Consider the following 24431-nt stretch of genomic DNA (forward strand, 5'->3'; position numbering starts at 1 on the left):
GAAAAAAATGGCTTTCAACATGCGCAACCGCAGCCTGCTGAGCTTGATGCACCATACCAACCGCGAGCTGCACTACCTGCTCGACCTGTCCCGCGACCTCAAGCGCGCCAAGTACACCGGCACCGAGCAACCGCATCTCAAGGGCAAGAACATCGCACTGATCTTCGAAAAAACCTCGACCCGCACCCGCTGCGCCTTCGAAGTCGCGGCCCATGACCAGGGCGCCCATGTCACCTATATCGACCCGGTGTCGTCGCAGATCGGCCACAAGGAAAGCATGAAGGACACCGCCCGCGTACTGGGGCGGATGTTCGACGCCATCGAGTACCGTGGCTTCGAGCAGGAAATCGTCGAGGAACTGGCGAAGTTCGCCGGCGTGCCGGTGTTCAACGGCCTGACCGCCGAATTCCACCCGACGCAGATGATCGCCGACACCCTGACCATGCGCGAGCACAGCGACAAGCCGCTGCACGATATCAGCTACGCCTATCTCGGCGATGCCCGCTACAACATGGGCAACTCGCTGCTGATGATCGGCGCCAAGCTGGGCATGGACGTGCGCATCGGCGCCCCGAAAGCGCTGTGGCCCCATGAAGATTTCATCGCCCAATGCAAGGCGTTCGCCGAGGAAAGCGGCGCGCGCATCACCATCACCGAAGACCCGCGCGAAGCGGTCAAGGGCGTGGACTTCATCCACACCGATATCTGGGTGTCCATGGGTGAGCCGGTGGAAGCCTGGGACGAGCGCATCGAGCAACTGCTGCCGTATCAGGTCAACGCGAAAATGATGAAGGCCGCAGGCAACCCGCGGGTGAAATTCATGCATTGCCTGCCGGCGTTCCATAACAGCGAAACCAAGGTCGGCAAGGATATCGCCGCGCGTTATCCGCACCTGGCCAATGGCGTCGAGGTCACCGAAGAGGTGTTCGAATCGCCGGCCAACATCGCCTTCGAGCAGGCGGAAAACCGCATGCACACCATCAAGGCGATCCTGGTCGCGGCGCTGGCGGATATCTGATCTGTCGGAGAACTCCACCCTGTGGGAGCGGGCAAGCCCGCTCCCACAGAAGTCTGGCCCCGATGCCCTATATAAGGATTGCATCATGCGTATCGTCGTAGCACTGGGCGGTAACGCCCTCCTGCGTCGTGGTGAACCCATGACCGCGGACAATCAACGCGCCAATATCCGTATCGCCACCGAACAGATTGCCAGGATCCATCCCGGCAACCAGCTGGTCATCGCCCACGGCAACGGCCCCCAGGTCGGCCTGCTGTCGTTGCAGGCGGCCGCCTATACCCAGGTCTCGCCCTATCCGCTGGATGTCCTCGGCGCCGAAACCGAAGGCATGATCGGCTACATCATCGAACAGGAACTGGGCAACCTGCTGGATTTCGAGGTGCCTTTCGCCACCCTGCTGACCCAGGTCGAAGTCGATCCCGGGGACCCGGCTTTCCAACACCCGAGCAAGCCCATCGGCCCGGTCTACACCAAGGCCGAAGCCGAGCGGCTGGCCGCGGAAAAAGGCTGGAGCATCGCCCCTGACGGCGACAAGTTCCGGCGCGTGGTCGCCAGCCCGAAACCCAAGCGCATCTTCGAGATCCGGCCGATCAAATGGCTGCTGGACAAGGGCAGTATCGTCATCTGTGCCGGCGGTGGCGGCATTCCCACGATGTACGGCGAGGACGGCAAGCTCAAGGGCATCGAAGCGGTGATCGACAAGGACCTGTGCTCGGCGCTGCTGGCCGAACAGCTGGACAGCGACCTGCTGGTGATCGCCACCGACGTCAACGCGGCCTTTGTCGACTGGGGCCTGCCGAGCCAGAAGGCCATCGCCCAGGCGCACCCGGACGATCTCGAGAAACTCGGCTTCGCCGCCGGCTCCATGGGCCCGAAAGTCCAGGCCGCCTGCGAATTCGCCCGGCATACCGGCAAGGTCGCGGTAATCGGCTCACTGGCGGATATCGAAGCCATCGTCCAAGGTAAAGCGGGGACGCGAGTCAGCACCGCCAAACCCGGCATCGTCTACTCATGAACAGCTGCCCTTGAACCCTTGGGGCAGATTCGTGGTCTGCCCTATTCCCATGCCTTGAAGGAGAGTTCCCATGGCCAAGTTCGAGCCCGGTCACCTGCATATCGAGCGGCACGCGCTGAACAAGGACGATTACAGCTACAACCTGTGTATCGATTATGAACTCGCCCAGGACCCCAGGGAGGGCAAGGGCATGCAGTTCACCTTGCATGGCAGCATCGAGGAAAAGCCCGTGAAGGAGTCGTTCTTCCTGGCCAAGGACCAGGCCTTCGACTTCGCCCGCCATGCCACCCGCATCGCCCAGCAATACGGCCTGCCGAAGAACGCCAGCATCGCCTCGATGCACAAGTACTACGACGAGATGTTCGAGGACGTGCGCGCGCAGCTCCACGTCAAGTCCGGCGACCCGATGAAGCCCGAACACCTGGAATAACCCAGGGTCATGTGGGAGGGGGCTTGCCCCGGAAGCTTTTAGCTCAAAATGGTCTCTTCGCGGCGGTGCGGCGTCCCGCCAACCCCGCGTACAAGGGGCCGTGGTGAATCTGAAACCTGTGGGAATGGGCTTGCCCGCGAAGAGGCCCGCAAGAGCATCAAAAGCTTCGGGGGCAAGCCCCCTCCCACAAGAGATGTCATACTTGGCGCCCTCTCGTCCAGAACCGAATTGCGCCCCATGCGTATCCACGTCAGCTTCATCGACCGCGTCGGCATTACCCAGGAAGTCCTGGCCCTGCTCGGCGGCCGCAACCTGAACCTGGATGCGGTGGAAATGGTGCCACCCAACGTCTACATCGACGCCCCGACCCTGAGCCCGCAAGTGCTCGAGGAATTGCGCGACGCGCTGTTCAGCGTCCGCGGCGTGCAGGCGGTGACGGTGGTGGACATCCTTCCCGGCCAGCGCCGGCACCTGCAACTCGACGCCCTGCTCGCCGCCATGACCGACCCGGTCCTGGCACTCGACAGCGAAGGCCTGGTGCTGCTCGCCAACCCGGCGCTGATTGCCCTGTACGGACGCGAGCCGGCTGGCGAAAGCGTGGCCGGACTGTTCGCCGATCCCGGCCTGCTGGAAGCCCTGCTGGAAAACGGTTTTCGCCTGCCCCTGCGGGAAATCACCGTCAACGGCCAGACCCTGCTGCTGGATGCCACCCCCATCACCGACGCCGGCGCGCTGCTGACGCTGTACCAGCCCAACCGTATCGGTGAGCGCCTGTCGGCGCTGCATCACGACCATGCCGAAGGCTTCGATGCCCTGCTCGGCGAGTCGGCGGCGATCCGCACCCTCAAGGCACGCGCCCAGCGGGTCGCGGCGCTGGACGCGCCCTTGCTGATCCAGGGCGAAACCGGCACCGGCAAGGAGCTGGTGGCCCGTGCCTGTCACGCCATCAGCGCCCGTCACAGCGCACCGTTCCTCGCCCTCAACTGCGCGGCGCTGCCGGAGAACCTCGCCGAAAGCGAACTGTTCGGCTATGCCCCCGGCGCCTTCACCGGCGCCCAGCGCGGCGGCAAGCCGGGGCTGATGGAACTGGCGAACCAGGGCACGGTGTTTCTCGACGAGATCGGCGAGATGTCGCCGTACCTGCAGGCCAAGCTCCTGCGTTTTCTCAATGACGGCAGCTTCCGTCGGGTCGGCGGCGACCGCGAGGTCAAGGTCAATGTGCGGATCCTCAGCGCCACCCACCGCGACCTGGAAAAAATGGTAGGCGAAGGCAGCTTCCGCGAGGACCTGTTCTATCGCCTGAACGTGCTCAATGTCGAGGTTCCCCCCTTGCGCGAGCGCGGCCAGGACATCCTCCTGCTGGCACGCTACTTCATGCAGCAGGCCTGCGCGCAGATCCAGCGCCCGGTCTGCCGGCTGGCACCCGGGACCTATCCGGCATTGCTGGGCAATCGCTGGCCGGGCAATGTCCGCCAGTTGCAGAACGTGATCTTCCGCGCGGCAGCGATCTGCGAGAGCAGCCTGGTGGATATCGGCGACCTGGACATCGCCGGAACGTCCGTGGCCCGCCAGAGCGACAGCGAAATCGAAAGCCTGGAACAGGCGGTCGAGGAGTTCGAGAAAGACCTGCTGGGCAAACTCTACGTTCAGTATCCATCGACCCGCCAACTGGCCAGCCGCTTGCAGACCTCCCACACGGCGATTGCCCATCGCCTGCGCAAGTACGGCATCCCCGGCAAGGCCTGATACAGCGGAAAACCTTGTGGGAGCCTGGCTTGCCAGCGATGGCGGTCGCTCAGGCGCCGCGAGACTCACGGGCCCCTTCGCGGGCAAGCCACGCTCCCACAAGGTTAAGCGCCAGCCTCGAGACACCCTAAAAGCGACCTCCATCTGTACTGAAAGCGCTACAGTGGAACGATTTCGCTACAATCGCAACCAGCCCACGCCCAACAAGGCTTTGATCCTGTTGAGCTTTTTTTCCCCGGTGCAGCTGTAGCGTTTTCGCTACAGCGATACCCGGCAGTGCGGCTGAAATCTCGCGCAAACTCTTGATTTACAAGCCTCAAACACTATTGGCCACAAACTTGCTAAGGGAACTGCCATGCAAGCGAGGCATAGCTCTCGCCTTTATCGCGTCCACCAGACGAGTCTGGCCCTTGAGGAGTTTCCATGAGCGAGTTGCGTTTTACTGAAGACCACGAATGGCTGCGTACCGAAGCCGATGGCAGTGTCACGGTCGGCATCACGGCATTCGCGCAGAATGCCCTGGGCGACGTGGTGTTTGTGCAACTGCCGGAACTGCAGGCCTACGACAAGGGCGCCGAAGCCGCCACCGTGGAATCGGTGAAAGCCGCCAGCGGCGTGTACATGCCCCTGGACGGTGAAGTGCTGGAAATCAATCCGGCCCTGGACGCCAGCCCGGAACTGGTCAACGAAGACCCGCTGGGCGAAGGCTGGTTCTTCCGCTTCCAGCCGAGCGACGCCGCCGCTGTCGGCCAACTGCTGGATCAGGACGCCTACGACCGCCTGATCAAAGCCAACGCCGAAGCCTGAGGAATCGCCATGACCATCAACCTCGGCACCGCCAACGAATTCATCTCCCGTCATATCGGCCCGCGCCAGGATGACGAACGCGCCATGCTCGCCACCCTCGGCTTCGACTCCCTGGAAGCCCTGAGCGCCAGCGTGATTCCCGACAGCATCAAGGGCACCAGCGTCCTCGACCTGCCGGCCGGGCAAAGCGAGGCCGACGCCCTGGCGTCGATCAAGGCCATCGCCGCGAAGAACCAGCTGTTCAAGACCTACATCGGCCAGGGCTACTACAACTGCCACACGCCATCGCCGATCCTGCGCAACCTCCTGGAAAACCCGGCCTGGTACACCGCCTATACGCCGTACCAGCCGGAAATCTCCCAGGGTCGCCTGGAAGCGCTGCTGAACTTCCAGACCCTGATCAGCGACCTGACCGGCCTGCCGATCGCCAACGCCTCGCTGCTCGACGAAGCCACCGCCGCCGCCGAAGCCATGACCTTCTGCAAGCGCCTGAGCAAGAACAAGGGCAGCCACGCCTTCTTCGCCTCCGTGCACTGCCACCCGCAGACCCTCGACGTACTGCGCACCCGTGCCGAGCCGCTGGGCATCGACGTCGTGGTCGGTGACGAGCGTGAACTGAGCGATGTCAGCGCCTTTTTCGGGGCCCTGCTGCAATACCCGGCCAGCAACGGCGACCTGTTCGACTACCGCGAACTGACCGAACGCTTCCACGCCGCCAACGCCCTGGTGGCGGTTGCCGCCGACCTGCTGGCCCTGACCGTGCTGACCCCGCCGGGTGAGTTCGGTGCCGACGTCGCCATCGGCAGCGCCCAACGCTTCGGCGTGCCACTGGGCTTCGGCGGCCCGCACGCCGCGTACTTCTCTACCCGCGATGCGTTCAAGCGCGATATGCCCGGCCGCCTGGTCGGGGTTTCCGTGGATCGTTTCGGCAAGCCGGCCCTGCGCCTGGCGATGCAGACCCGCGAGCAACATATCCGTCGTGAAAAGGCCACCAGCAACATCTGCACCGCCCAGGTCCTGCTGGCCAACATCGCCAGCATGTACGCGGTGTACCACGGTCCGAAGGGCCTGGTGCAGATCGCCAACCGCATCCATCACCTGACCGCCATCCTGGCCAAAGGCCTGGGCGCACTGGGCCTGGACGTCGAGCAAGCCAGCTTCTTCGACACCCTGACCCTCAAGACCGGCGCGCGCACCGCTGCCCTGCATGACAAGGCGCATGCCCAACGGATCAACCTGCGGGTGGTCGACGGCGAACGCCTGGGCCTGTCCCTCGACGAAACCACCAGTCAGGCTGACGTGGAAGCCCTGTGGAACCTGCTGGCCGATGGCAAGGCGCTGCCGGACTTCGCCGCCCTCGCCGCGTCAGTACAAGGCGCCATCCCGGCGGCCCTGGTCCGCCAGTCGCCGATCCTCAGCCACCCGGTGTTCAACCGCTATCACTCGGAAACCGAGCTGATGCGCTACCTTCGCAAGCTGGCGGACAAGGACCTGGCCCTGGATCGCACCATGATCCCGCTGGGTTCGTGCACCATGAAGCTCAACGCCGCCAGCGAGATGATCCCGGTGACCTGGGCCGAGTTCGGCGCCCTGCACCCGTTCGCCCCGGCCGCACAGAGCGCCGGCTACCAGCAACTGACCGACGAGCTGGAAGCGATGCTTTGCGCCGCCACCGGCTACGACGCCATCTCCCTGCAGCCGAACGCCGGTTCCCAGGGCGAATACGCCGGTCTGCTGGCGATCCGCGCCTACCACCAGAGCCGTGGCGATGACCGTCGCGACATCTGCCTGATCCCGTCGTCGGCCCACGGTACCAACCCGGCCACCGCCAACATGGCCGGCATGCGCGTGGTGGTCACCGCCTGCGACGCCCGTGGCAACGTCGATATCGAAGACCTGCGGGCCAAGGCCATCGAGCACCGCGAGCACCTCGCCGCGCTAATGATCACCTACCCGTCGACCCACGGTGTGTTCGAGGAAGGCATCCGCGAAATCTGCGGCATCATTCATGACAACGGCGGCCAGGTGTACATCGACGGCGCCAACATGAACGCCATGGTCGGCCTCTGTGCCCCGGGCAAGTTCGGTGGCGACGTGTCGCACCTGAACCTGCACAAGACCTTCTGCATCCCCCACGGCGGTGGCGGCCCGGGCGTCGGCCCGATCGGCGTGAAATCGCACCTGACCCCGTTCCTGCCCGGTCACGGCGTCATGGAGCGCAAGGAAGGCGCGGTCTGCGCGGCGCCGTTCGGCAGCGCGAGCATCCTGCCGATCACCTGGATGTACATCCGCATGATGGGCGGCGAAGGCCTCAAGCGTGCCTCGCAACTGGCGATCCTCAATGCCAACTACATCTCCCGCCGCCTGGAAGAGCATTACCCGGTGCTCTACACCGGCAGCAACGGCCTGGTGGCGCACGAGTGCATCCTCGACCTGCGACCATTGAAGGACAGCAGCGGCATCAGCGTCGATGACGTCGCCAAGCGCCTGATCGACTTCGGCTTCCACGCGCCGACCATGTCGTTCCCGGTGGCCGGCACCCTGATGATCGAGCCGACCGAAAGCGAATCGAAAGAAGAGCTGGACCGTTTCTGCGACGCCATGATCCGCATCCGCGAAGAAATCCGCGCGGTGGAAAACGGCAGCCTGGACAAGGACGACAACCCGCTGAAGAACGCCCCGCACACCGCGGCGGAGATCGTCGGCGAGTGGACGCACCCGTACAGCCGCGAGCAGGCGGTCTACCCGGTGGCGTCGTTGATCGAAGGCAAGTACTGGCCGCCGGTCGGTCGCGTCGACAATGTGTTCGGCGACCGCAACCTGGTCTGCGCCTGCCCGTCGATAGAGAACTACGCTTGATCCCATAGCTCGCACCCTGTGGGGGTCGGCTTGCCGGCTCCTGCAAGGAGCGTGTCCATCACCATAATAAGAACGACCCCGGAGAACCCACATGTCCCTGAGCGTGTTCGACCTGTTCAAGATCGGCATCGGTCCCTCCAGCTCCCACACCGTCGGTCCGATGCGCGCAGCCGCGCGCTTCGTCGAGGGCCTGCGGCGCGAAAGCCTGCTGCAACAGACCACCTGCGTCAAAGTCGAGCTGTACGGCTCGCTCGGCGCCACCGGCAAAGGCCACGGCAGCGACAAGGCCGTGCTGCTGGGCCTGGAAGGTGAACACCCGGATACCGTCGACACAGAAACCGTCGCCGCCCGCCTGCACACCATTCGCAGTGACGGACGCCTGAATCTGCTCGGCGAACATTCCATCGAATTCAACGAAAAGCTCCACCTGGCGATGATCAGGAAACCCCTGGCCTACCACCCCAACGGCATGATCTTCCGCGCCTTCGACGCTGCCGGCATCCAGATCCGCAGCCGCGAGTACTACTCGGTCGGCGGCGGTTTCGTGGTCGACGAAGACGCCGCCGGCGCCGACCGCATCGTCGAAGACAGCACTGCGCTGACCTTCCCGTTCAAGAGCGCCAAGGAACTGCTGGGGCATTGCAGCACCTACGGCCTGTCCATCAGCCAGGTCATGCTGACCAACGAAAGCGCCTGGCGCCCGGAAGCGGAAACCCGCGCCGGGCTGCTGAAGATCTGGCAGGTGATGCAGGACTGCGTCGCTGCCGGCTGTCGCAACGAAGGCATCCTGCCGGGCGGCCTGAAGGTCAAGCGGCGCGCGGCGGCCCTGCACCGGCAGCTGTGCAAGAACCCGGAAGCCGCCCTGCGCGATGCGCTGTCGGTGCTGGACTGGGTCAACCTGTATGCCCTGGCGGTCAATGAAGAAAACGCCAACGGCGGGCGCGTGGTCACCGCTCCTACCAACGGCGCGGCCGGGATCGTTCCCGCCGTGCTGCATTACTACGTGCGCTTTATCCCCGGTGCCAGCGAGGACGGCGTGGTGCGCTTCCTGCTCACCGCCGCCGCCATCGGCATTCTCTACAAGGAAAACGCCTCGATCTCCGGCGCCGAAGTCGGCTGCCAGGGCGAAGTCGGCGTGGCTTGCTCGATGGCCGCCGGCGCCTTGTGCGAAGTACTCGGCGGCACCGTGCAACAGGTCGAGAACGCCGCCGAAATCGGCATGGAGCACAACCTCGGGCTGACCTGCGACCCCATCGGCGGGCTGGTGCAGGTGCCGTGCATCGAGCGCAACGCCATGGGCTCGGTCAAGGCCATCAATGCCGTGCGCATGGCCCTGCGGGGCGACGGCCAGCACTTCGTCTCCCTCGACAAGGTCATCCGCACCATGCGCCAGACCGGCGCCGACATGAAAAGCAAATACAAGGAGACCGCCCGTGGCGGTCTGGCCGTAAACATTATCGAATGCTGATCGACAAGGCCGGCGCAACCGGCCTCCCGGCAATTTCCAGGAGCTGAAGATGTCCACCGAAAACCTGCTGAAAACCCCGCTGCACGCCCTGCACCTGCAACTCGGTGCGCGCATGGTGCCGTTCGCCGGCTATGACATGCCGGTGCAGTACCCGCTGGGCGTGATGAAGGAGCACCAGCACACCCGTGAACAGGCCGGGCTCTTCGATGTCTCGCACATGGGCCAGATCCGCCTGGTCGGCGCCGCGGCCGCCAAGGCCCTGGAAGCCCTGGTGCCGGTGGATATCATCGACCTGCCGGTGGGCATGCAGCGCTATGCGATGTTCACCAACGAAACCGGCGGCATCCTCGATGACCTGATGGTCGCCAACCTGGGCAACGACGAACTGTTCCTGGTGGTCAACGCCGCCTGCAAGGACCAGGACCTGGCGCACCTGCAACAGCACCTGGGACATCTGTGCGAGGTCCAGCCGCTGTTCGAGGAACGTGCCCTGCTCGCCCTGCAAGGTCCGGCCGCCGTGAGCGTCCTGGCGCGCCTGGCACCGGAAGTCACCCGGATGACCTTCATGCAGTTCGCCGCCGTGCGCCTGCTGGGCGTCGACTGCTACGTCAGCCGTTCGGGCTACACCGGCGAAGACGGCTTCGAAATCTCGGTACCGGCGGCCAGCGCCGAGTCCCTGGCCCGCAGCCTGCTGGCCGAGCGCGAAGTCGAAGCCATCGGCCTCGGTGCACGCGACTCGCTGCGCCTGGAAGCCGGCCTGTGCCTCTACGGGCATGACATGAACACCGAGACCACGCCGATCGAAGCCAGCCTGCTCTGGGCCATCTCCAAGACGCGTCGTGCCGACGGTGCACGGGCCGGCGGCTTCCCCGGTGCCGAGCAGATCTTCGCCCAACAGCAACAAGGCGTGCGACGCAAGCGCGTCGGCCTGCTGCCGCAGGAACGCACACCGGTACGCGAAGGCGCGGAAATCGTCGATCAGGACGGCACCGTCATCGGCAGCGTGTGCAGTGGCGGCTTCGGTCCGACCCTCGGCGCACCGCTGGCCATGGGGTACCTGGACAGCGCCCATTGCGCGCTGGACAGCGAGGTCTGGGCCATCGTCCGCGGCAAGCGCGTACCGCTGAAAGTCAGCAAAATGCCTTTTGTTCCGCAACGTTACTACCGCGGTTGAAACTATCGAGGTTGATACCAACAGTAACAACTAAAGCGGTTATGAAACAGTGCACTAGCTTGTAACGCAACCGCCACAAAACAGTGCATATATTCGTTAGCGAACTTGGCTTAATAACAGTCGAACCCAACTGAATACTGTATGTCCGGCATCCCCCCGCCAAAGCCCGCGAAAACTGCGACAAACCGGCGCAAACCGCGGGCTTGGCGGGGGCTTGTTTTTTCTCCCACAGTTGGCGTAGAGTTTCCCTACTGTGTTTGCATGGGTCGCTTGGAATCGTGACCTGGGCAGTAGCTCTAAGTTTGCTACAACCCGTTCGACGTCTCTTACTTTCCTGCAACCCAGCCCAGTACTCTTTCAGGTGAAAGGGGCTGTCATTAATTTTTAGCGTCAAAGGAAATAAGAAATGTCCCAACGTCAGAGCGGCACCGTCAAGTGGTTTAACGACGAGAAAGGTTTTGGTTTTATCACTCCAGAAAGCGGTCCGGATCTGTTCGTCCATTTCCGCGCTATTCAGGGCAACGGCTTCAAGAGCCTGAAAGAAGGCCAGAAAGTGACCTTCATCGCCGTGCAAGGCCAGAAAGGCATGCAGGCTGACGAAGTGATCGCAGAAGCCTGATCTCAAGCTTTATTACACTAAAAGCCCCTGATGGTGACATCAGGGGCTTTTTTGTGAATGCAATTCCGTAAAATGGCTTTTTCCGTTCAGAGAGAGCCGCTATGTCGAAGCACGTACTAAGCCCCCAGGGCGAGTTCCCTGCCGCCGGCCTGGGCCGTCGCCTGGCCGCGATGTTCTATGACTTCCTGCTGTGTACCGCCCTGCTGATCGTCACCGGCTTCATCTACAAGCTGGTGCAGATGGCGCTCATCGGCGAACAGCGGCTTAAGGCCCTCTCCGATGCCGGCGCCCTCGACGGCGACCCGCTGCTGTCGACCCTGCTGTTCTGCGTGCTGTTCGCGTTCTTCGCCAAATTCTGGACCTACAAGGGCCAGACCCTGGGCATGCAGGTCTGGGGGATCCGCGTGCAGAACGCCGACGGCTCGGCCATCAGCATCTGGCAGGCGCTGCTGCGCTTCATGGTATCGATCGCTTCCTGGCTGTTTGCCGGCCTGGGGTTTATCTGGGTGCTCTTCGACAAGCGCAAACGCAGCTGGCACGACATCTACTCCAACAGCCAGCTGGTACGGATTCCCAAGCAGAACCGCTGACGCCTTGCGTCCGCCCATGAAAAAGCCCGCCTCATTCGAGGCGGGCTTTTTTGTCACTCACTTCAGTCCGGCTTATTCGGCCAGCTTGAAGGTGATGAAGCTCGCACGTCCCTGGCGCAGTACGCGCATCGATACCGAGCGATTCTTCGGCAGGGCCTTGGCGATATCGGTGAACTGCTTGGCATCGGTGATCGCCTGGTTGTTCAGGTGCGTGATCACGTCGCCCGGCTGCAGACCGATCAGGGCCGCCGGACCGTCCTGCACTTCCTTGATCACCACGCCGCCCTTGAGCTGGTCGTTGGCTTTCTTCTGGTCATCGGTCAGGTCGGCGACGGAAACCCCGAGGCGATTGCTGCTGCGCTCGGCACCGGCGGACTTGGCGATATCCATTTCCTTGCCTTCATCCGGGATCGCACCGACCGTCAGGTCAATGGTCTTGCGCTGCCCTTCACGCACCACTTCCAGCTTGGCTTTCTCGCCCGCCTTCAGTGCACCCACCAGATGCGGCAGGTCGGCCGACAGCTCGATCGGCTGGCCGTTCATGCTGAGGATCACGTCGCCGACCTGCAGGCCGCCTTTCGCCGCCGGACCATCGTCCTGTACCTGGGCCACCAGCGCACCGGCCGGCTTGTCCAGGCCGAAGGACTCGGCGAGATCCTTGTTGACCTCCTGGATCACCACGCCCAGCCAGCCGCGGCTGACCTTGCCACCGCTCTTCAGCTGGTTGGAAACGTCCATGGCGACATCGATCGGAATCGCGAAGGACACGCCCATGAAGCCACCGGAACGGGTGTAGATCTGCGAGTTGATGCCGACCACTTCACCGTTGAGGTTGAACAGCGGACCACCGGAGTTGCCCGGGTTGATCGGTACGTCGGTCTGGATGAACGGCACGTAGTTTTCGTTCGGCAGGCTGCGGCCCACGGCACTGACGATGCCCTGGGTCACGGTATGGTCAAAGCCGAACGGCGAGCCGATGGCGACAACCCACTGACCCGGCTTCAGGTCCTTGGACTTGCCCAGCTTGAGGGTCGGCAGGTTCTTGCCGTCGATCTTCAGCAGCGCCACGTCGGAACGCGGATCGGTGCCGACCAGCTTGGCCTTGAGCTCGCTGCGGTCAGCCAGGCGCACCAGGATCTCGTCGGCGTCGGCAACCACGTGGTTGTTGGTCAGGATATAGCCGTCATCGGAGATGATGAACCCCGAGCCCAGCGACTGCGCCTCACGCTGCCGACCGCCGCCACCGCCCCCCTTCCCGCGCGGTTGCGGGAAACCGCGGAAGAACTGCTGGATTTCCGGCGGCAAGCCTTCCAGGCCCTGGATCTGCTCCGAGACCTTGCGGTCCGGCAGCTTCTGGGTGGTACTGATGTTCACTACCGCCGGCGAAGCCTGCTCCACCAACTGGGTGAAATCGGGCAGCTCCGCGGCCTGGGCCGCGACTGTCTGCCCGAGCAGCAGGACAGCGGCGAAAATGGACAGATAAGATTTCAAGCTTGGTATCGACATACGGCTCCCGTAAACAACGAGCATGGTTAAGCGACAGGTACCATAAAACCCAAGGATGATTAAGCCTGGATTACGGACCGGGAACAACAAACAAGGCCAGGGCCGTTGGGGCCCTGACCTATAGGAAAATTCGGCTGGTTTTGCAAATGAAAATGATCACCGGACATTTCGGCATCTCGATCCCACCGCTCGCGCGGCTTCATGTGCGGACATGATCGAGTCACCAGGCGTCATGGATCAGCGGCTCACTGCTTGCTGGCCTGCGCATCGCCGGCACGCATCGACAAGGCGATCCGTTCGGCGGTCCCGATGGGGATCTCGCCCACCACCGTGACCATGATTTCCCCGCTCGGGGTGGTCAGGCGCCGGGAAACCGCAACGGTGGGACCCAGTTGGGTGCGGGTGTCGGCGATGGTGGCGCCGTTGAGGGGCTCGAGGAATACGGAGAAACGCGCCAGCCCGTCGTCATACATGAGGCTGTTGACCTGGGTCTTGGACTGCGGATCGACACGCGCCGTGCTGCTCACCAGCTCAAAGCCCGGCGGCAGCCAGTCGGAATGCCAGAGCTGCGCCACCTTGCTGCCCAGCACCTGCACCTTGGCCTGCGCCTGGTTGCTGAGCAATACCACCGGCTTGCATTCGGCACCGGCCTGCAACTGGCTGTCCTGGGGCACGTCGGCGGTATTGAGTTCGGTGAACTGGAAACGTTCGAGCAATTGCCCCTTGTCGTTGATCAGAAGCGACTTGAGCGGCAAGCCGGTCTGGCGATCCAGGTGCAATTCGAAACCATAGCGATGCTGGTCGCGGGGCGTCAGCGACACGATGACCGCGGGGCGGCCGGCGACGCGTGACTTGCCCACGACGGCAATGTCATACCAGGCATTGAGTTTCTGTGGATCAAGCGCGCGGGCATGGGCATCGGGCGACTCGCCGAGTCCGGCAACCAGGGTGCCGCTGACACACTCGGTGTGCCCATCGACGCGTACGACCTCTTGTGCCGAGCCGTCGAGCTGAAGCAAACGTTCACGAACCTGACCGTTCTGGACGAGATGCCAGATACGGTGGGTCGAGAAACTGCCATTGCGTTCGTAGACGAAAGTGCCCTGGAAGCTTTGCTGCTGCTCGGCTTGCCCAAGACGCTCCAACCAGTCCTGGGCTTCGTCGGCCTGGGCGGTCAGGATGAACCCACCGGCCAGGGCAAGCGTTAGAAGAGGTAGCGCGCGCATGATCCTCCTTACTTGGCGGTTTCCAGGCTGGCGGCACGTGCGTAGGGCAGTGCGCTCTCAGTGCCTTTCAGGGCAGCTTGCTGGGCATGCTGGCGCAGGTAGCCTGGCAGACGCTGGTCCCAACCCGGCTGGCCTTGTTGCAGCACGCCATTGGCCATCGGCCCGGTGGGCTCGGAGCCTTCAGTATAGCCGGCCAGGACCGCTGGGCCCTTGACCGTCGGAGCAGCCAGACCAGGCTGGTTCGATTGCTGGGCCAGTTGGGCGCCGGCAATGTCATCCTGGTTGTAGAAACGCACACCGGCGAGCACCGCCACGGTCACCGAAGCGGCCACGGCCAGGCGGCCAAGAGTACGCCACGGACCACGGGAGCCCTTGGCCGGGACTTCTTCGCCAGCCAGCGCGGCCGATACGGCCGAGGCGATATCCAGGCGTGGATCCAGCAATTCCTTGTGCATCACTGCCCGGGCGATTTGGTAACGAGACCAGGTAGCACGGGTGTCGGCATCGTCAAGGGCACTCAGTACCCGACGCAATTCCAATTCGTCCGCTTCGTTATCCATCACCGCGGACAGCGATTCCTGCAGGGCTTCACGACTCATGACGGTTCCTCTCTTGGCTGTCGCCGCTGTCTCAGGTTTCCTGCAACAACGGCTGCAGGGCTTTATCTATGGCCTCCCGAGCGCGGAAAATCCGGGAGCGCACGGTGCCCACAGGACATTGCATGACGGCTGCAATGTCCTCATAACTCAGACCATCGAATTCACGTAAAGTTAACGCCGTACGCAAATCTTCTGGCAGTTGCTGGATGGTTCGATGGACGGTGCCCTCGATCTCATCCCGGAGCAACGCACGCTCCGGTGACTCGAGATCCTTCAGGCCATGATCGCCATCGTAGAACTCGGCATCCTCGGAACTCACATCACTGTCTGGCGGCCTGCGACCGCGGGATACCAGATAGTTTTTCGCCGTGTTGATGGCGATGCGGTACAGCCAGGTATAAAAAGCACTGTCGCCGCGAAAATTACCCAGGGCACGGTAGGCTTTGATAAAGGCTTCTTGTGCAACGTCCTGGGCTTCATGGGTGTCGTGCACGAAACGCACGATCAACCCGAGAATTTTGTGCTGGTATTTCAGCACTAGCAGATCGAAAGCCCGCTTGTCGCCGCGTTGAACGCGCTCGACCAGCTGCTGATCCTCTTCCTGGGTTAGCATGAACACTCCTCATAGGACTTGAAGGAGGCTGCCATTGCTAATTGATCAGGCTTGCAAACATAGACTCGGGCTTTTGGCAAAAGTTCTCCCCCTTCAAGCAAGTTTCCTGCGGCCCGCTGAACGGACACACACGAAAAACGCAGCTCGGACTTGGCCGACTGCGTGAATAATCTTGTCGTCGAATCCGCTGGCGAAGCCCCTTCATCAGGCCACGCAGAAAGCCGACGCTGTCCCCTTCTTTCAGGCACCTGTCTATGGAGCCCGGGGCTTTTCAAAAGTTCCCGGAGACCGCAGTAAGTAATAGCATTGTGCCGTACCCTCGACCAAAGGCTGCCTGAGCCTTGTTATAGCCGAAAAATCATCGTCTTACCGTGCAAAACCACATGCACGGCGACCCAGAGTGGCGCACACTTCCTGCCCGCTGTAGTTTCACAATGCCACGAAGGCCCGGCTATTGTGCCGATCCCCCCAGCCATATACTAGTGCGCTGTGTGGCGGGCTCCGTGGCCCACCAGGGCGTTTTCCGGATTCCTAGAGATGAGCCAACATTTTCAACACGATGTGCTGGTGATTGGCAGTGGCGCCGCCGGCCTGAGCCTGGCGCTGACCCTGCCGGGCCATCTGCGCATTGCCGTCCTGAGCAAGGGCAACCTGGCCAACGGTTCGACCTACTGGGCCCAGGGTGGCGTCGCCGCCGTGCTGGACGACACCGACACCGTGCAGTCCCATGTCGAGGACACCCTCAACGCCGGCGGCGGCCTGTGTCATGAAGACGCGGTGCGCTTCACCGTCGAGCACAGCCGCGAGGCCATCCAGTGGCTGATCGACCAGGGCGTGCCCTTCACCCGCGACGAAGAAGCCAAGGTCGACGACGGCGGTTTCGAGTTCCACCTGACCCGTGAAGGCGGCCACAGCCACCGGCGTATCATCCACGCCGCCGATGCCACCGGCGCGGCGATCTTCACCACCCTGCTGGAACAGGCCCGGCAGCGCCCGAACATCGAGCTGCTGGAGCAGCGCGTGGCCGTCGACCTGATCACCGAAAAACGCCTGGGCCTGGACGGCGAACGCTGCCTGGGGGCCTATGTACTCAATCGCGGCACGGGCGAAGTCGATACCTACGGCGCGCGCTTCACCATTCTCGCCTCGGGCGGCGCGGCCAAGGTCTACCTCTATACCAGCAACCCCGACGGGGCCTGCGGCGACGGCATCGCCATGGCCTGGCGTTCCGGCTGCCGGGTGGCGAACCTGGAATTCAACCAGTTCCACCCGACCTGCCTGTACCACCCGCAGGCCAAGAGCTTCCTCATCACCGAAGCCCTGCGTGGCGAAGGCGCGCACCTGAAGCTGCCCAACGGCGAACGCTTCATGCCGCGCTTCGACCCACGGGCCGAGCTGGCGCCACGGGATATCGTCGCCCGTGCCATCGACCACGAGATGAAGCGCCTGGGCATCGACTGCGTCTACCTGGACATCAGCCACAAGCCCGCGGCCTTTATCAAGACGCATTTCCCGACGGTGTACGAACGCTGCCTGGAATTCTCCATCGACATCACCAGACAACCCATCCCGGTGGTCCCGGCGGCGCACTACACCTGTGGTGGCGTGCTGGTCGACCAGCAGGGCCGCACCGACGTGCCCGGCCTGTATGCCATCGGCGAGACCAGCTTCACCGGCCTGCACGGCGCCAACCGCATGGCCAGCAACTCGCTGCTGGAGTGTTTCGTCTATGCCCGCTCAGCGGCCGCCGACATTCTCCGGCAACTGCCACAGGTCGCCGTACCCGTGGCCTTGCCGAGCTGGGACGCGAGCCAGGTGACCGATTCCGACGAAGACGTGATCATCGCCCACAACTGGGATGAGCTGCGGCGCTTCATGTGGGACTACGTCGGCATCGTGCGCACCAACAAGCGCCTGCAGCGCGCCCAACACCGGGTGCGCCTGCTGCTGGACGAGATCGACGAGTTCTACAGCAACTACAAGGTCAGTCGCGACCTGATCGAGCTGCGCAACCTGGCCCAGGTAGCCGAGTTGATGATCCGCTCGGCCATGGAGCGCAAGGAAAGCCGGGGCCTGCATTACACCCTCGACTACCCGGACCTGCTGCCCGAGGCCCTCGACACTATCCTGGTGCCGCCCACCTACGCCGACTGAATTTCAAGCGCACGCGCAGGCGCCGATGCGAGTCGGCCGCCAGCGCGTCGCGGGGTACGCAGATCGAACGTGGCCACCAGTCCCCGGGCCGACGAAAGCGCAGCACCACCAGCCAGGGCAAGGCGAGGCTGTCACGCTGCAAGCGGACCGGCTGCCAGCCAGTTACCCTGCTCCAGAGCTGCCAACCCCGCTCGTCACGCCGCAAACCGGTAAAAGCCGACGGATGGTCCAGGCGTATTCGCCGCGGCACCACCCAGGCCCCGTGAAGCAGGCACAGCAAGGCCCCGGACAGGCTCGCCCAGAGTGGGATTTCCAGCAGGCTGAACGACGACAACGCCAGGCCCAGGGCCCCGAGATACGCCGCCAGCAACAGCCGCGAGGCCTGCCAGCGGCATTCGAACGTGTTACTTGGGCTGAACACGGTCCAGGATCATGCGGACCATGCGCTGCAGCTCCGGATCTTCCGACTCGGAACGCTCCATGAACCAGCCGAACATGTCCTGGTCCTCGCATTCGAGCAGCTTGCGATAGCACTCGCGGTCGACGTCATTCAGATGCGCGTACACCTCCTTGACGAACGGTACCAACAGCACGTCCAGTTCCAGCATGCCGCGGCGGCTGTGCCAATAGAGGCGATTGAGTTCTACATCTTCGACCATGGAGCGCTCCTCAAATTTGTGCGCAAGTATACAGGCCCGATTGCCACAGCACAGTCGGCTTTGGTCGGGGGCACGCGGCATTTTGTGAACTACCCATTTCCAGGGCGCCCCTCTATGATGTCCGTCAGACCTATTCATGCTGCGAAGACCCATGGCCGATTCCGCTTTTTTCTGCACCCTTTCCCACGAAGGCGTTCTCGCCGTCCGCGGCTCCGACGCCAGCAAGTTCCTGCAGGGTCAGTTGACCTGCAACCTCAACTACCTCAGCGAGACCCGGGCCAGCCTCGGCGCCCGCTGCACGCAGAAAGGCCGCATGCAGTCGAGTTTCCGCATCCTGCTCGAAGGCGACGGCGTGCTGTTGGCCATGGCTGGCGAGTTGCTGGAAGCGCAGTTGGCGGACCTGAAGAAGTACGCGGTGTTCTCCAAGTCCAAGCTCACCGATGAAAGCGCCGGCTGGGTCCGTTTCGGGCTGGGCCAGGCCGACAGCGTGCTGAGCGCCCTGGGCCTCGACCTGCCCGAGGAAACCGATGCCGTGGCGCGGGCCAATGGCCTGATCGCCATCCGTGTCTCCACCGGACGCAGCGAGCTCTGGGCACCGGCGGCCCAGGCACAGGACGTGCGGGCGCAACTGGCCGGCCAACTGCACGAAGCCGATCTCGATACCTGGCTGCTCGGACAGATTCGCGCCGGCATCGGCCAGGTCATGCCGCAGACCCGCGAACTGTTCATCCCGCAGATGCTCAACCTGCAGGCCGTCGGTGGCGTAAGCTTCAAGAAAGGCTGCTACACCGGCCAGGAAATCGTCGCGCGCATGCAGTACCTGGGCAAGCTCAAGCGCCGCCTGTATCGCCTGACACTGGACGCCGGGCAACTGCCTGAACCCGGTACGCCACTGTTTTCGCCCGCCCACAACAGTTCCATCGGCGAAGTGGTGATCGCGGCCACGGCCGAACACTCGATCGAACTGCTGGCGGTGCTGCAGGCCGAAGCGGTCGAAGCCGGCATCGTCCATCTGGGTGACCTGCAAGGCCCGGCCCTGACATTGCTCGACCTACCTTACCAACTGGACCGCGATCGCGAGATCCAGCGTTAACCGCACCGCCTTAGAGAACACAAATGAACAAGCTGGCGGAAAAGGTCCAACAGGATTTGGTAGCGGCCATCGACAACGATGACCTGGTTCTGCCCACGCTCCCGGAAGTCGCCCTGAAGATTCGCGAGGCGGCGGAAGATCCCGAAATCAGCGTCAGTACCCTGAGCAAGGTGATTGCCGGCGACACCGCCCTGTCGGCCCGCCTGATCAAGGTGGTCAACAGCCCCTTGCTGCGCGCCAGCCACGAAGTGACCGACCTGCACACCGCCATCACCCGCCTGGGCGTGAACTACAGCAGCAACCTGGCGATCGGCCTGGTGATGGAGCAGATCTTCCACGCCCGCTCCGAGGTGGTGGAACAGAAAATGCGCGATGTCTGGCGCAAGAGCCTGGAAATCGCCGGGATCAGCTACGTGCTGTGCCGCGACTACACCTCGCTCAAGCCGGACCAGGCGGCACTCGGCGGGCTGGTGCACCAGATCGGCGTATTGCCGATCCTGACCTACGCAGAGGATCACTACGAACTGCTGGCCGACCCGTTGAGCCTTGACCATGTGATCGAGAGCATTCATCCGCTGCTGGGCGACAAGCTGTTGCGGGTCTGGGATTTTCCCGAGCGGCTGGTCAAGCTGCCGGGCCAGTACCAGGACCTGGAGCGTGACAGCGGCACCCTCGACTACGTCGACCTGGTGCAGATCGCCACGGTGTTCTGCCACCAGGGCACGACGCAGCCCTATGCCAATGTCCCACTCGCCAGCCTGGCGGCCTTCAGGCGCCTGAGGCTGGACCCGGACAGCGAGGCCTGGGTCGAAAAGCTCAACGATGCGCGAATGATGTTCAACTAGCTTTTCAACGCGGTTGCGTGGCGCCTGTTCCGGCGCTTTCGCGGGCAAGCCCGCTCCCACAAATTCCGGGGCGCTCATGATTCTTGTGTGCTACACAGAGCCCCTGTAGGAGCGGGCTTGCCCGCTCCCATAAATTCCGGGGTGCTCATGATTCTTGTGTGCGACACAGAGCCCATGTGGGAGTGGGCTTGCCCGCTCCTACAAATTCCGGGGTGCTCATGATTCTTGTGTGCGACACAGAGCCCCTGTGGGAGCGGGCTGGCCCGCTCCTACAAATTCCGGGGTGCTCATGATTCTTGTGTGCGACACAGAGCCCATGTGGGAGTGGGCTTGCCCGCGAAAGCGCAGGCCCGGGCAACCCATCAACCCGCGATAAAACTCACCCGGACCTTCAGGCCGCGTGGCTCGCCGTCGTGCAGGCTGATCTGCGCCAGATGCGCCCGGCAGATCTCGCCGACAATCGCCAGTCCCAGTCCCGAGCCCATGCCCTGCTGGTTGCGCCGATAGAAGCGTTCGAAGACCCGGTCGCGCTCTTCCAGGGGGATCCCCGGTCCGTCATCCTCTACTTCCAGCACCGCCGGCGCGCTCACCCGCAGGATCACATTGCCGCCCACCGGTGTATGGGCCAGGGCGTTGTCCACCAGGTTGCTCAGCAACTCGTTGAGCAACGTCGGCTCGCCACGCAACCACACCGGCTCATCCGCTTCCAGCGCCAACGCCACGCCCCGGGCATGGGCCAGGGGGGCCATCGCCATGCCCAGTTCCCGCGCCAGCTGGCTCAGGTCGAGCAACTGCGCGCCACCTTCGGCAATCGCCCGCGCGCCGTTTTCCACCCGCGCCATCGACAGCAACTGGTTGGCCAGGTGCGTCAGGCGATCGGTGCCCTGGGCCGCGGTTTCCAGGGTGCTGCGCCAGGTGTCGGCGTCGGTGGCCCGCAAGCCCAGTTCCAGGCGCGCCTTCAGCGCCGCCAGGGGGGTACGCAGTTCATGGGCGGCATCGGCGATAAACTGCCCCTGGCGCTCGAACTGCCGGCGCAGGCGCTCGGTGAAATGATTGAGGGCGCGCACCAGGGGCCACAATTCGTGCTGCACTTCCACCAACGGCAAGGGCCGCAGGTCATCCGACTGGCGCTCCTCCACCGCCGTGCGCAGGCGCTCCAGCGGACGCAGCGCGGCACTCACGGCAAACCACACCAGCAACAAAGCGCCCACCGCGAGCATGCCCAATCGCAGCAGCGTATCGGCCATCAGGCTGCGGGCCATGTTGACCCGCGCCTCATCGGTCTCGGCCACGCGAATTTCCGCCATGCCGTTCATGTTCGGCTCGCTGACCGCCTTGAGCAAACTCACCACCCGCACGTTCTGCCCGCGGTATTGCGCATCGTAGAAGCGCGCCAGGGCCGGATAGTCATCGGTACGCGGGGTGCCGGGCGGCGGTGGCGGGAGGTTTTCGTAACCGGAAATCAGCTGCTGGTTGATGTCGTTGACCTGGTAGTAGATACGTCCCGCGCTGTCATAGGCGAAGGTATCGAGCGCCACATATGGCACGTCGGCGCTGAGGGTGCCGTCGCGCTGCGAAAGGCCGGCGGCAATGGTTCGAGCCGACGCCAGCAACGTCCGGTCATAAGCCGTGTCGGCGGCTTCTCGACCGTTCCAGTAGGCGCTCAAGCCGCTGGCGAGCATCAGCACCACCAGCAGCAGCGCAAGATTCCACAGCAACCGCCAACGCAGGCTGCTGGGCTTATGCATCGCGGTTTTCCAGCAGATAACCGAGACCGCGGAAGGTCACAATGGCCACCGCATGGCCGTCGAGCTTCTTGCGCAGGCGGTGCACATAGATTTCGATGGCGTCGGGGCTGGCCTCCTCATCCAGGCCGAAGACCTGGGAAGCCAGTTGCTCCTTGCTCATCACCCGTCCCGGCCGGGCGATCAGTGCTTCAAGTACCGCCTGTTCGCGGGAGGTCAGGGTCAACAGGTCGTCGCCGAGAGTGAAGCGCCGGGTGTCCAGGTCGTAGACCAGCACCCCGCAGCGCTGCTGGCGCTCGCCGCCCAGCACGCTGCGGCGCAGCAAGGCCTTGACCCGGGCTTCCAGCTCCGTGAGCTCGAACGGCTTGGCCAGGTAATCGTCGGCCCCCAGGTTGAGGCCATGGACCCGGTCCTTCACATCGCTGCGAGCGGTCAGCATCAGCACCGGCAGGTTTTTCCCGCGGGCACGCAGGCGGGCCAGCACTTCGAAGCCATCCATGCGCGGCAACCCCACATCGAGGATCGCCACCGCGTACTCCTCGCTGCCCAGGGCCAGGTCCGCGGCGACCCCGTCGTGCAGCACGTCCACCGTCAGGCCCGCGCCCTTGAGCGCCTGGGCAACGCTTTCGGCCAACTGCAGATGGTCTTCGACCAGAAGCACACGCATGAATTTCCTACCTCGACTGGGGACCGTTGAACGTCCTTCTGGGCGCGGAGTTTACCCAATAAACCTACGCCCGGTAGCCAGCATTCCCCTTGTTTATCGGGCCTTTCATGCTGAAAGGTTGGTGAAAGGTTAAGCCTTTAGAGTCTCGCTACGGACAGCTCCGGCTGCCGTTTCCTACGCAATACCGTTGTATCCAGAATAGTAAAACCCCGAAAAACGCCACGATGCGTTTTCGCCAAGAATAAGAACAATAACGGAGTCCGACACGATGCTGTCTCTACAGCCCCAGGCTTGTCCGCCTGCCCGCTTTTCCCGCTTCGCTCACACCGCCCTGGCCGGCGCCGCTGCCCTGGCCGGCTTCTCGTCCGTCAGCCAGGCCGCGTTTATCGAAGACAGCACCGCCACCTTCGAAACCCGCAACATGTACTTCAACCGCGACTTCCGCGACGGCACCAGCAAACAGCAATCCAAGCGTGACGAGTGGGCCCAGGGCTTCATGCTCAACCTGCAATCGGGCTACACCGACGGCACCGTCAAGTTCGGCGTCGATGCGCTGGGCATGCTCGGGGTCAAGCTCGACTCCAGTCCCGATCGCACCGGCACCGGCCTGTTGCCTACCCACGATGACGGACGTGCCGCCGACGAGTACTCGAAACTCGGCGTGACCGCCAAGGTGAAGATTTCCGCCACCGAACTGAAAGTCGGCAGCCTGATTCCCGAACTGCCGATCCTCAAGCCCAACGACGGCCGCATCCTGCCGCAGACCTTCAACGGCGGCCTGCTCACGTCGAAGGAAATCAAGAACCTGACCTTTACCGGCGGCCGCCTGGACCGGGCCAAGGACCGCGACGACAGCAACTACGAGGAAATCGCCCTCAACAACAAGAACGGCCGTTTTGTCGGTGGCGCCACCGGTGAACACTTCAACTTCACCGGCCTGGACTACAAGTTCACCGACAAGATCACCGGCAGCTACCACTACGCCCAGCTCGACGAGGTCTACAAGCAACACTTCCTCGGCCTGCTGCTGTCCCAGCCGTTCGGTCCGGGCACCTTCGGTGCCGACGTCCGCCTGAGCAAAAGTGCCGAGCAGGGCGAAGCCCGTGGCGGCAAGATCGACAACAAGTCCTTCAGCAGCCTGTTCAGCTATGGTCTCAACGGCCACAAGCTCAGTGCCGGCTATCAGCGCATGTTCGGTGATAATGCCTTTCCCTACGTCGATGGCGCCGACCCGTACCTGGTCAACTTCGTGCAGATCAACGACTTCGCCGAGGCCGAGGAACGCTCCTGGCAGGCCAAGTACGAATACGACTTCGCCAAACTCGGGATTCCCGGCCTGAGCTTCATGAGCCGCTATATCAGCGGCGACCATATCGCCCTGAAAAACGGCAACGACGCCAAGGAATGGGAACGCAACAGCGAGATCAAGTACGTGGTGCAGAGCGGCACCTTCAAGGACGTCGCGGTGCGCCTGCGCAATGCCACCTACCGCTCCAACTACTCCGCCCGCGACGCCGACGAAGTGCGCTTGCTGGTGAGCTACAGCGTTGCCCTGTGGTAATCGAAAAACCCATAACAACAACTCCCGTGGAGAGAAC

General features: G+C 63.3%; 22 protein-coding genes. 14 read left to right on the top strand and 8 right to left on the bottom strand.

Annotation, left to right across the window (positions count from 1 at the left end):
* Positions 1-7 precede the first annotated feature (7 nt).
* The 10 genes from ACL9RJ_RS08495 to ACL9RJ_RS08540 all read left to right on the top strand — a co-directional run bounded on the left by ACL9RJ_RS08495 (position 8) and on the right by ACL9RJ_RS08540 (position 11726).
* A complete protein-coding gene (locus tag ACL9RJ_RS08495) occupies positions 8-1018 on the top strand; it encodes an ornithine carbamoyltransferase (RefSeq protein WP_017127599.1) in 1011 nt (336 codons plus the stop codon).
* Between the two features lie 85 nt (positions 1019-1103).
* On the top strand, positions 1104-2033 hold the full coding sequence (arcC, locus tag ACL9RJ_RS08500) for a carbamate kinase (RefSeq protein ID WP_017127598.1): 930 nt from the start codon (positions 1104-1106) through the stop codon (positions 2031-2033).
* A gap of 70 nt (positions 2034-2103) precedes the next feature.
* Positions 2104-2463, top strand: coding sequence for a DUF5064 family protein (locus ACL9RJ_RS08505; RefSeq protein ID WP_017127597.1), 360 nt, complete (start codon positions 2104-2106; stop codon positions 2461-2463).
* A 237-nt stretch (positions 2464-2700) separates the two neighbouring features.
* Entirely contained in the window at positions 2701-4209 is a 1509-nt protein-coding gene (locus ACL9RJ_RS08510; protein WP_017127596.1) for a sigma-54-dependent transcriptional regulator, read from the top strand.
* Positions 4210-4632: 423 nt separating this feature from the next.
* Entirely contained in the window at positions 4633-5016 is a 384-nt protein-coding gene (gcvH, locus tag ACL9RJ_RS08515) for a glycine cleavage system protein GcvH (protein WP_017127595.1), read from the top strand.
* 9 nt (positions 5017-5025) lie between these two features.
* On the top strand, positions 5026-7875 hold the full coding sequence (gene gcvP, locus ACL9RJ_RS08520; protein ID WP_017127594.1) for an aminomethyl-transferring glycine dehydrogenase: 2850 nt from the start codon (positions 5026-5028) through the stop codon (positions 7873-7875).
* A 91-nt stretch (positions 7876-7966) separates the two neighbouring features.
* Complete coding sequence (locus ACL9RJ_RS08525; protein WP_422765137.1) at positions 7967-9343, top strand: L-serine ammonia-lyase; 1377 nt, start codon at positions 7967-7969, stop codon at positions 9341-9343.
* Positions 9344-9392: 49 nt separating this feature from the next.
* Entirely contained in the window at positions 9393-10517 is a 1125-nt protein-coding gene (gene gcvT / locus ACL9RJ_RS08530; protein ID WP_177085791.1) for a glycine cleavage system aminomethyltransferase GcvT, read from the top strand.
* Between the two features lie 406 nt (positions 10518-10923).
* Complete coding sequence (locus tag ACL9RJ_RS08535) at positions 10924-11136, top strand: cold-shock protein (RefSeq protein ID WP_010220199.1); 213 nt, start codon at positions 10924-10926, stop codon at positions 11134-11136.
* Positions 11137-11237: 101 nt separating this feature from the next.
* On the top strand, positions 11238-11726 hold the full coding sequence (locus ACL9RJ_RS08540; protein ID WP_017127590.1) for an RDD family protein: 489 nt from the start codon (positions 11238-11240) through the stop codon (positions 11724-11726).
* 72 nt (positions 11727-11798) lie between these two features.
* Here the strand turns inward: ACL9RJ_RS08540 and ACL9RJ_RS08545 are convergent, their stop codons facing one another.
* From ACL9RJ_RS08545 to rpoE, 4 genes are all read right to left on the bottom strand, one after another.
* Positions 11799-13232 (bottom strand): DegQ family serine endoprotease, encoded by a 1434-nt coding sequence (locus tag ACL9RJ_RS08545; RefSeq protein ID WP_017127589.1) that lies wholly within the window; start codon positions 13230-13232, stop codon positions 11799-11801.
* A 245-nt stretch (positions 13233-13477) separates the two neighbouring features.
* The gene (locus tag ACL9RJ_RS08550) at positions 13478-14458 is read right to left on the bottom strand and encodes a MucB/RseB C-terminal domain-containing protein (RefSeq protein WP_017127588.1); all 981 of its coding nucleotides are present in this window, start codon (positions 14456-14458) and stop codon (positions 13478-13480) included.
* 8 nt (positions 14459-14466) lie between these two features.
* Positions 14467-15057 (bottom strand): sigma-E factor negative regulatory protein, encoded by a 591-nt coding sequence (locus ACL9RJ_RS08555; RefSeq protein ID WP_017127587.1) that lies wholly within the window; start codon positions 15055-15057, stop codon positions 14467-14469.
* A 31-nt stretch (positions 15058-15088) separates the two neighbouring features.
* Positions 15089-15670, bottom strand: a complete 582-nt coding sequence (gene rpoE / locus ACL9RJ_RS08560; protein WP_017127586.1) for an RNA polymerase sigma factor RpoE — start codon at positions 15668-15670, stop codon at positions 15089-15091.
* 537 nt (positions 15671-16207) lie between these two features.
* Between rpoE and nadB the strand changes: the two genes are divergently transcribed.
* On the top strand, positions 16208-17824 hold the full coding sequence (gene nadB / locus ACL9RJ_RS08565) for an L-aspartate oxidase (protein ID WP_017127585.1): 1617 nt from the start codon (positions 16208-16210) through the stop codon (positions 17822-17824).
* Here the strand turns inward: nadB and ACL9RJ_RS08570 are convergent.
* Together ACL9RJ_RS08570 and ACL9RJ_RS08575 are read right to left on the bottom strand one after the other, a co-directional pair.
* A complete protein-coding gene (locus ACL9RJ_RS08570; RefSeq protein ID WP_422765138.1) occupies positions 17793-18245 on the bottom strand; it encodes a protein YgfX in 453 nt (150 codons plus the stop codon). The genes nadB and ACL9RJ_RS08570 overlap by 32 nt on opposite strands.
* Positions 18229-18483, bottom strand: coding sequence for a succinate dehydrogenase assembly factor 2 (locus ACL9RJ_RS08575; RefSeq protein ID WP_017127583.1), 255 nt, complete (start codon positions 18481-18483; stop codon positions 18229-18231). Before ACL9RJ_RS08575 ends, ACL9RJ_RS08570 begins: the two co-directional genes overlap by 17 nt.
* 151 nt (positions 18484-18634) lie before the next feature.
* On the opposite strand from ACL9RJ_RS08575, the gene ACL9RJ_RS08580 reads away from it, so the two are divergent.
* On the top strand, positions 18635-19576 hold the full coding sequence (locus ACL9RJ_RS08580) for a YgfZ/GcvT domain-containing protein (RefSeq protein ID WP_177108031.1): 942 nt from the start codon (positions 18635-18637) through the stop codon (positions 19574-19576).
* Positions 19577-19599: 23 nt separating this feature from the next.
* Complete coding sequence (locus ACL9RJ_RS08585) at positions 19600-20421, top strand: HDOD domain-containing protein (RefSeq protein WP_177117933.1); 822 nt, start codon at positions 19600-19602, stop codon at positions 20419-20421.
* Between the two features lie 362 nt (positions 20422-20783).
* Here ACL9RJ_RS08585 and ACL9RJ_RS08590 read toward each other — a convergent pair whose 3' ends face one another.
* Together ACL9RJ_RS08590 and ACL9RJ_RS08595 are read right to left on the bottom strand one after the other, a co-directional pair.
* On the bottom strand, positions 20784-22169 hold the full coding sequence (locus ACL9RJ_RS08590; RefSeq protein ID WP_177085781.1) for a sensor histidine kinase: 1386 nt from the start codon (positions 22167-22169) through the stop codon (positions 20784-20786).
* Complete coding sequence (locus ACL9RJ_RS08595) at positions 22162-22833, bottom strand: response regulator (protein ID WP_017127579.1); 672 nt, start codon at positions 22831-22833, stop codon at positions 22162-22164. Before ACL9RJ_RS08595 ends, ACL9RJ_RS08590 begins: the two co-directional genes overlap by 8 nt.
* Positions 22834-23101: 268 nt before the next feature.
* Here ACL9RJ_RS08595 and ACL9RJ_RS08600 point away from each other — a divergent pair, with 268 nt between their 5' ends.
* On the top strand, positions 23102-24394 hold the full coding sequence (locus ACL9RJ_RS08600) for an OprD family porin (RefSeq protein ID WP_177063348.1): 1293 nt from the start codon (positions 23102-23104) through the stop codon (positions 24392-24394).
* Positions 24395-24431 lie beyond the last annotated feature (37 nt).

The organism is Pseudomonas sp. Mn2068 (assembly GCF_049319725.1).
GTDB classification, from domain to species: domain Bacteria; phylum Pseudomonadota; class Gammaproteobacteria; order Pseudomonadales; family Pseudomonadaceae; genus Aquipseudomonas; species Aquipseudomonas gingeri.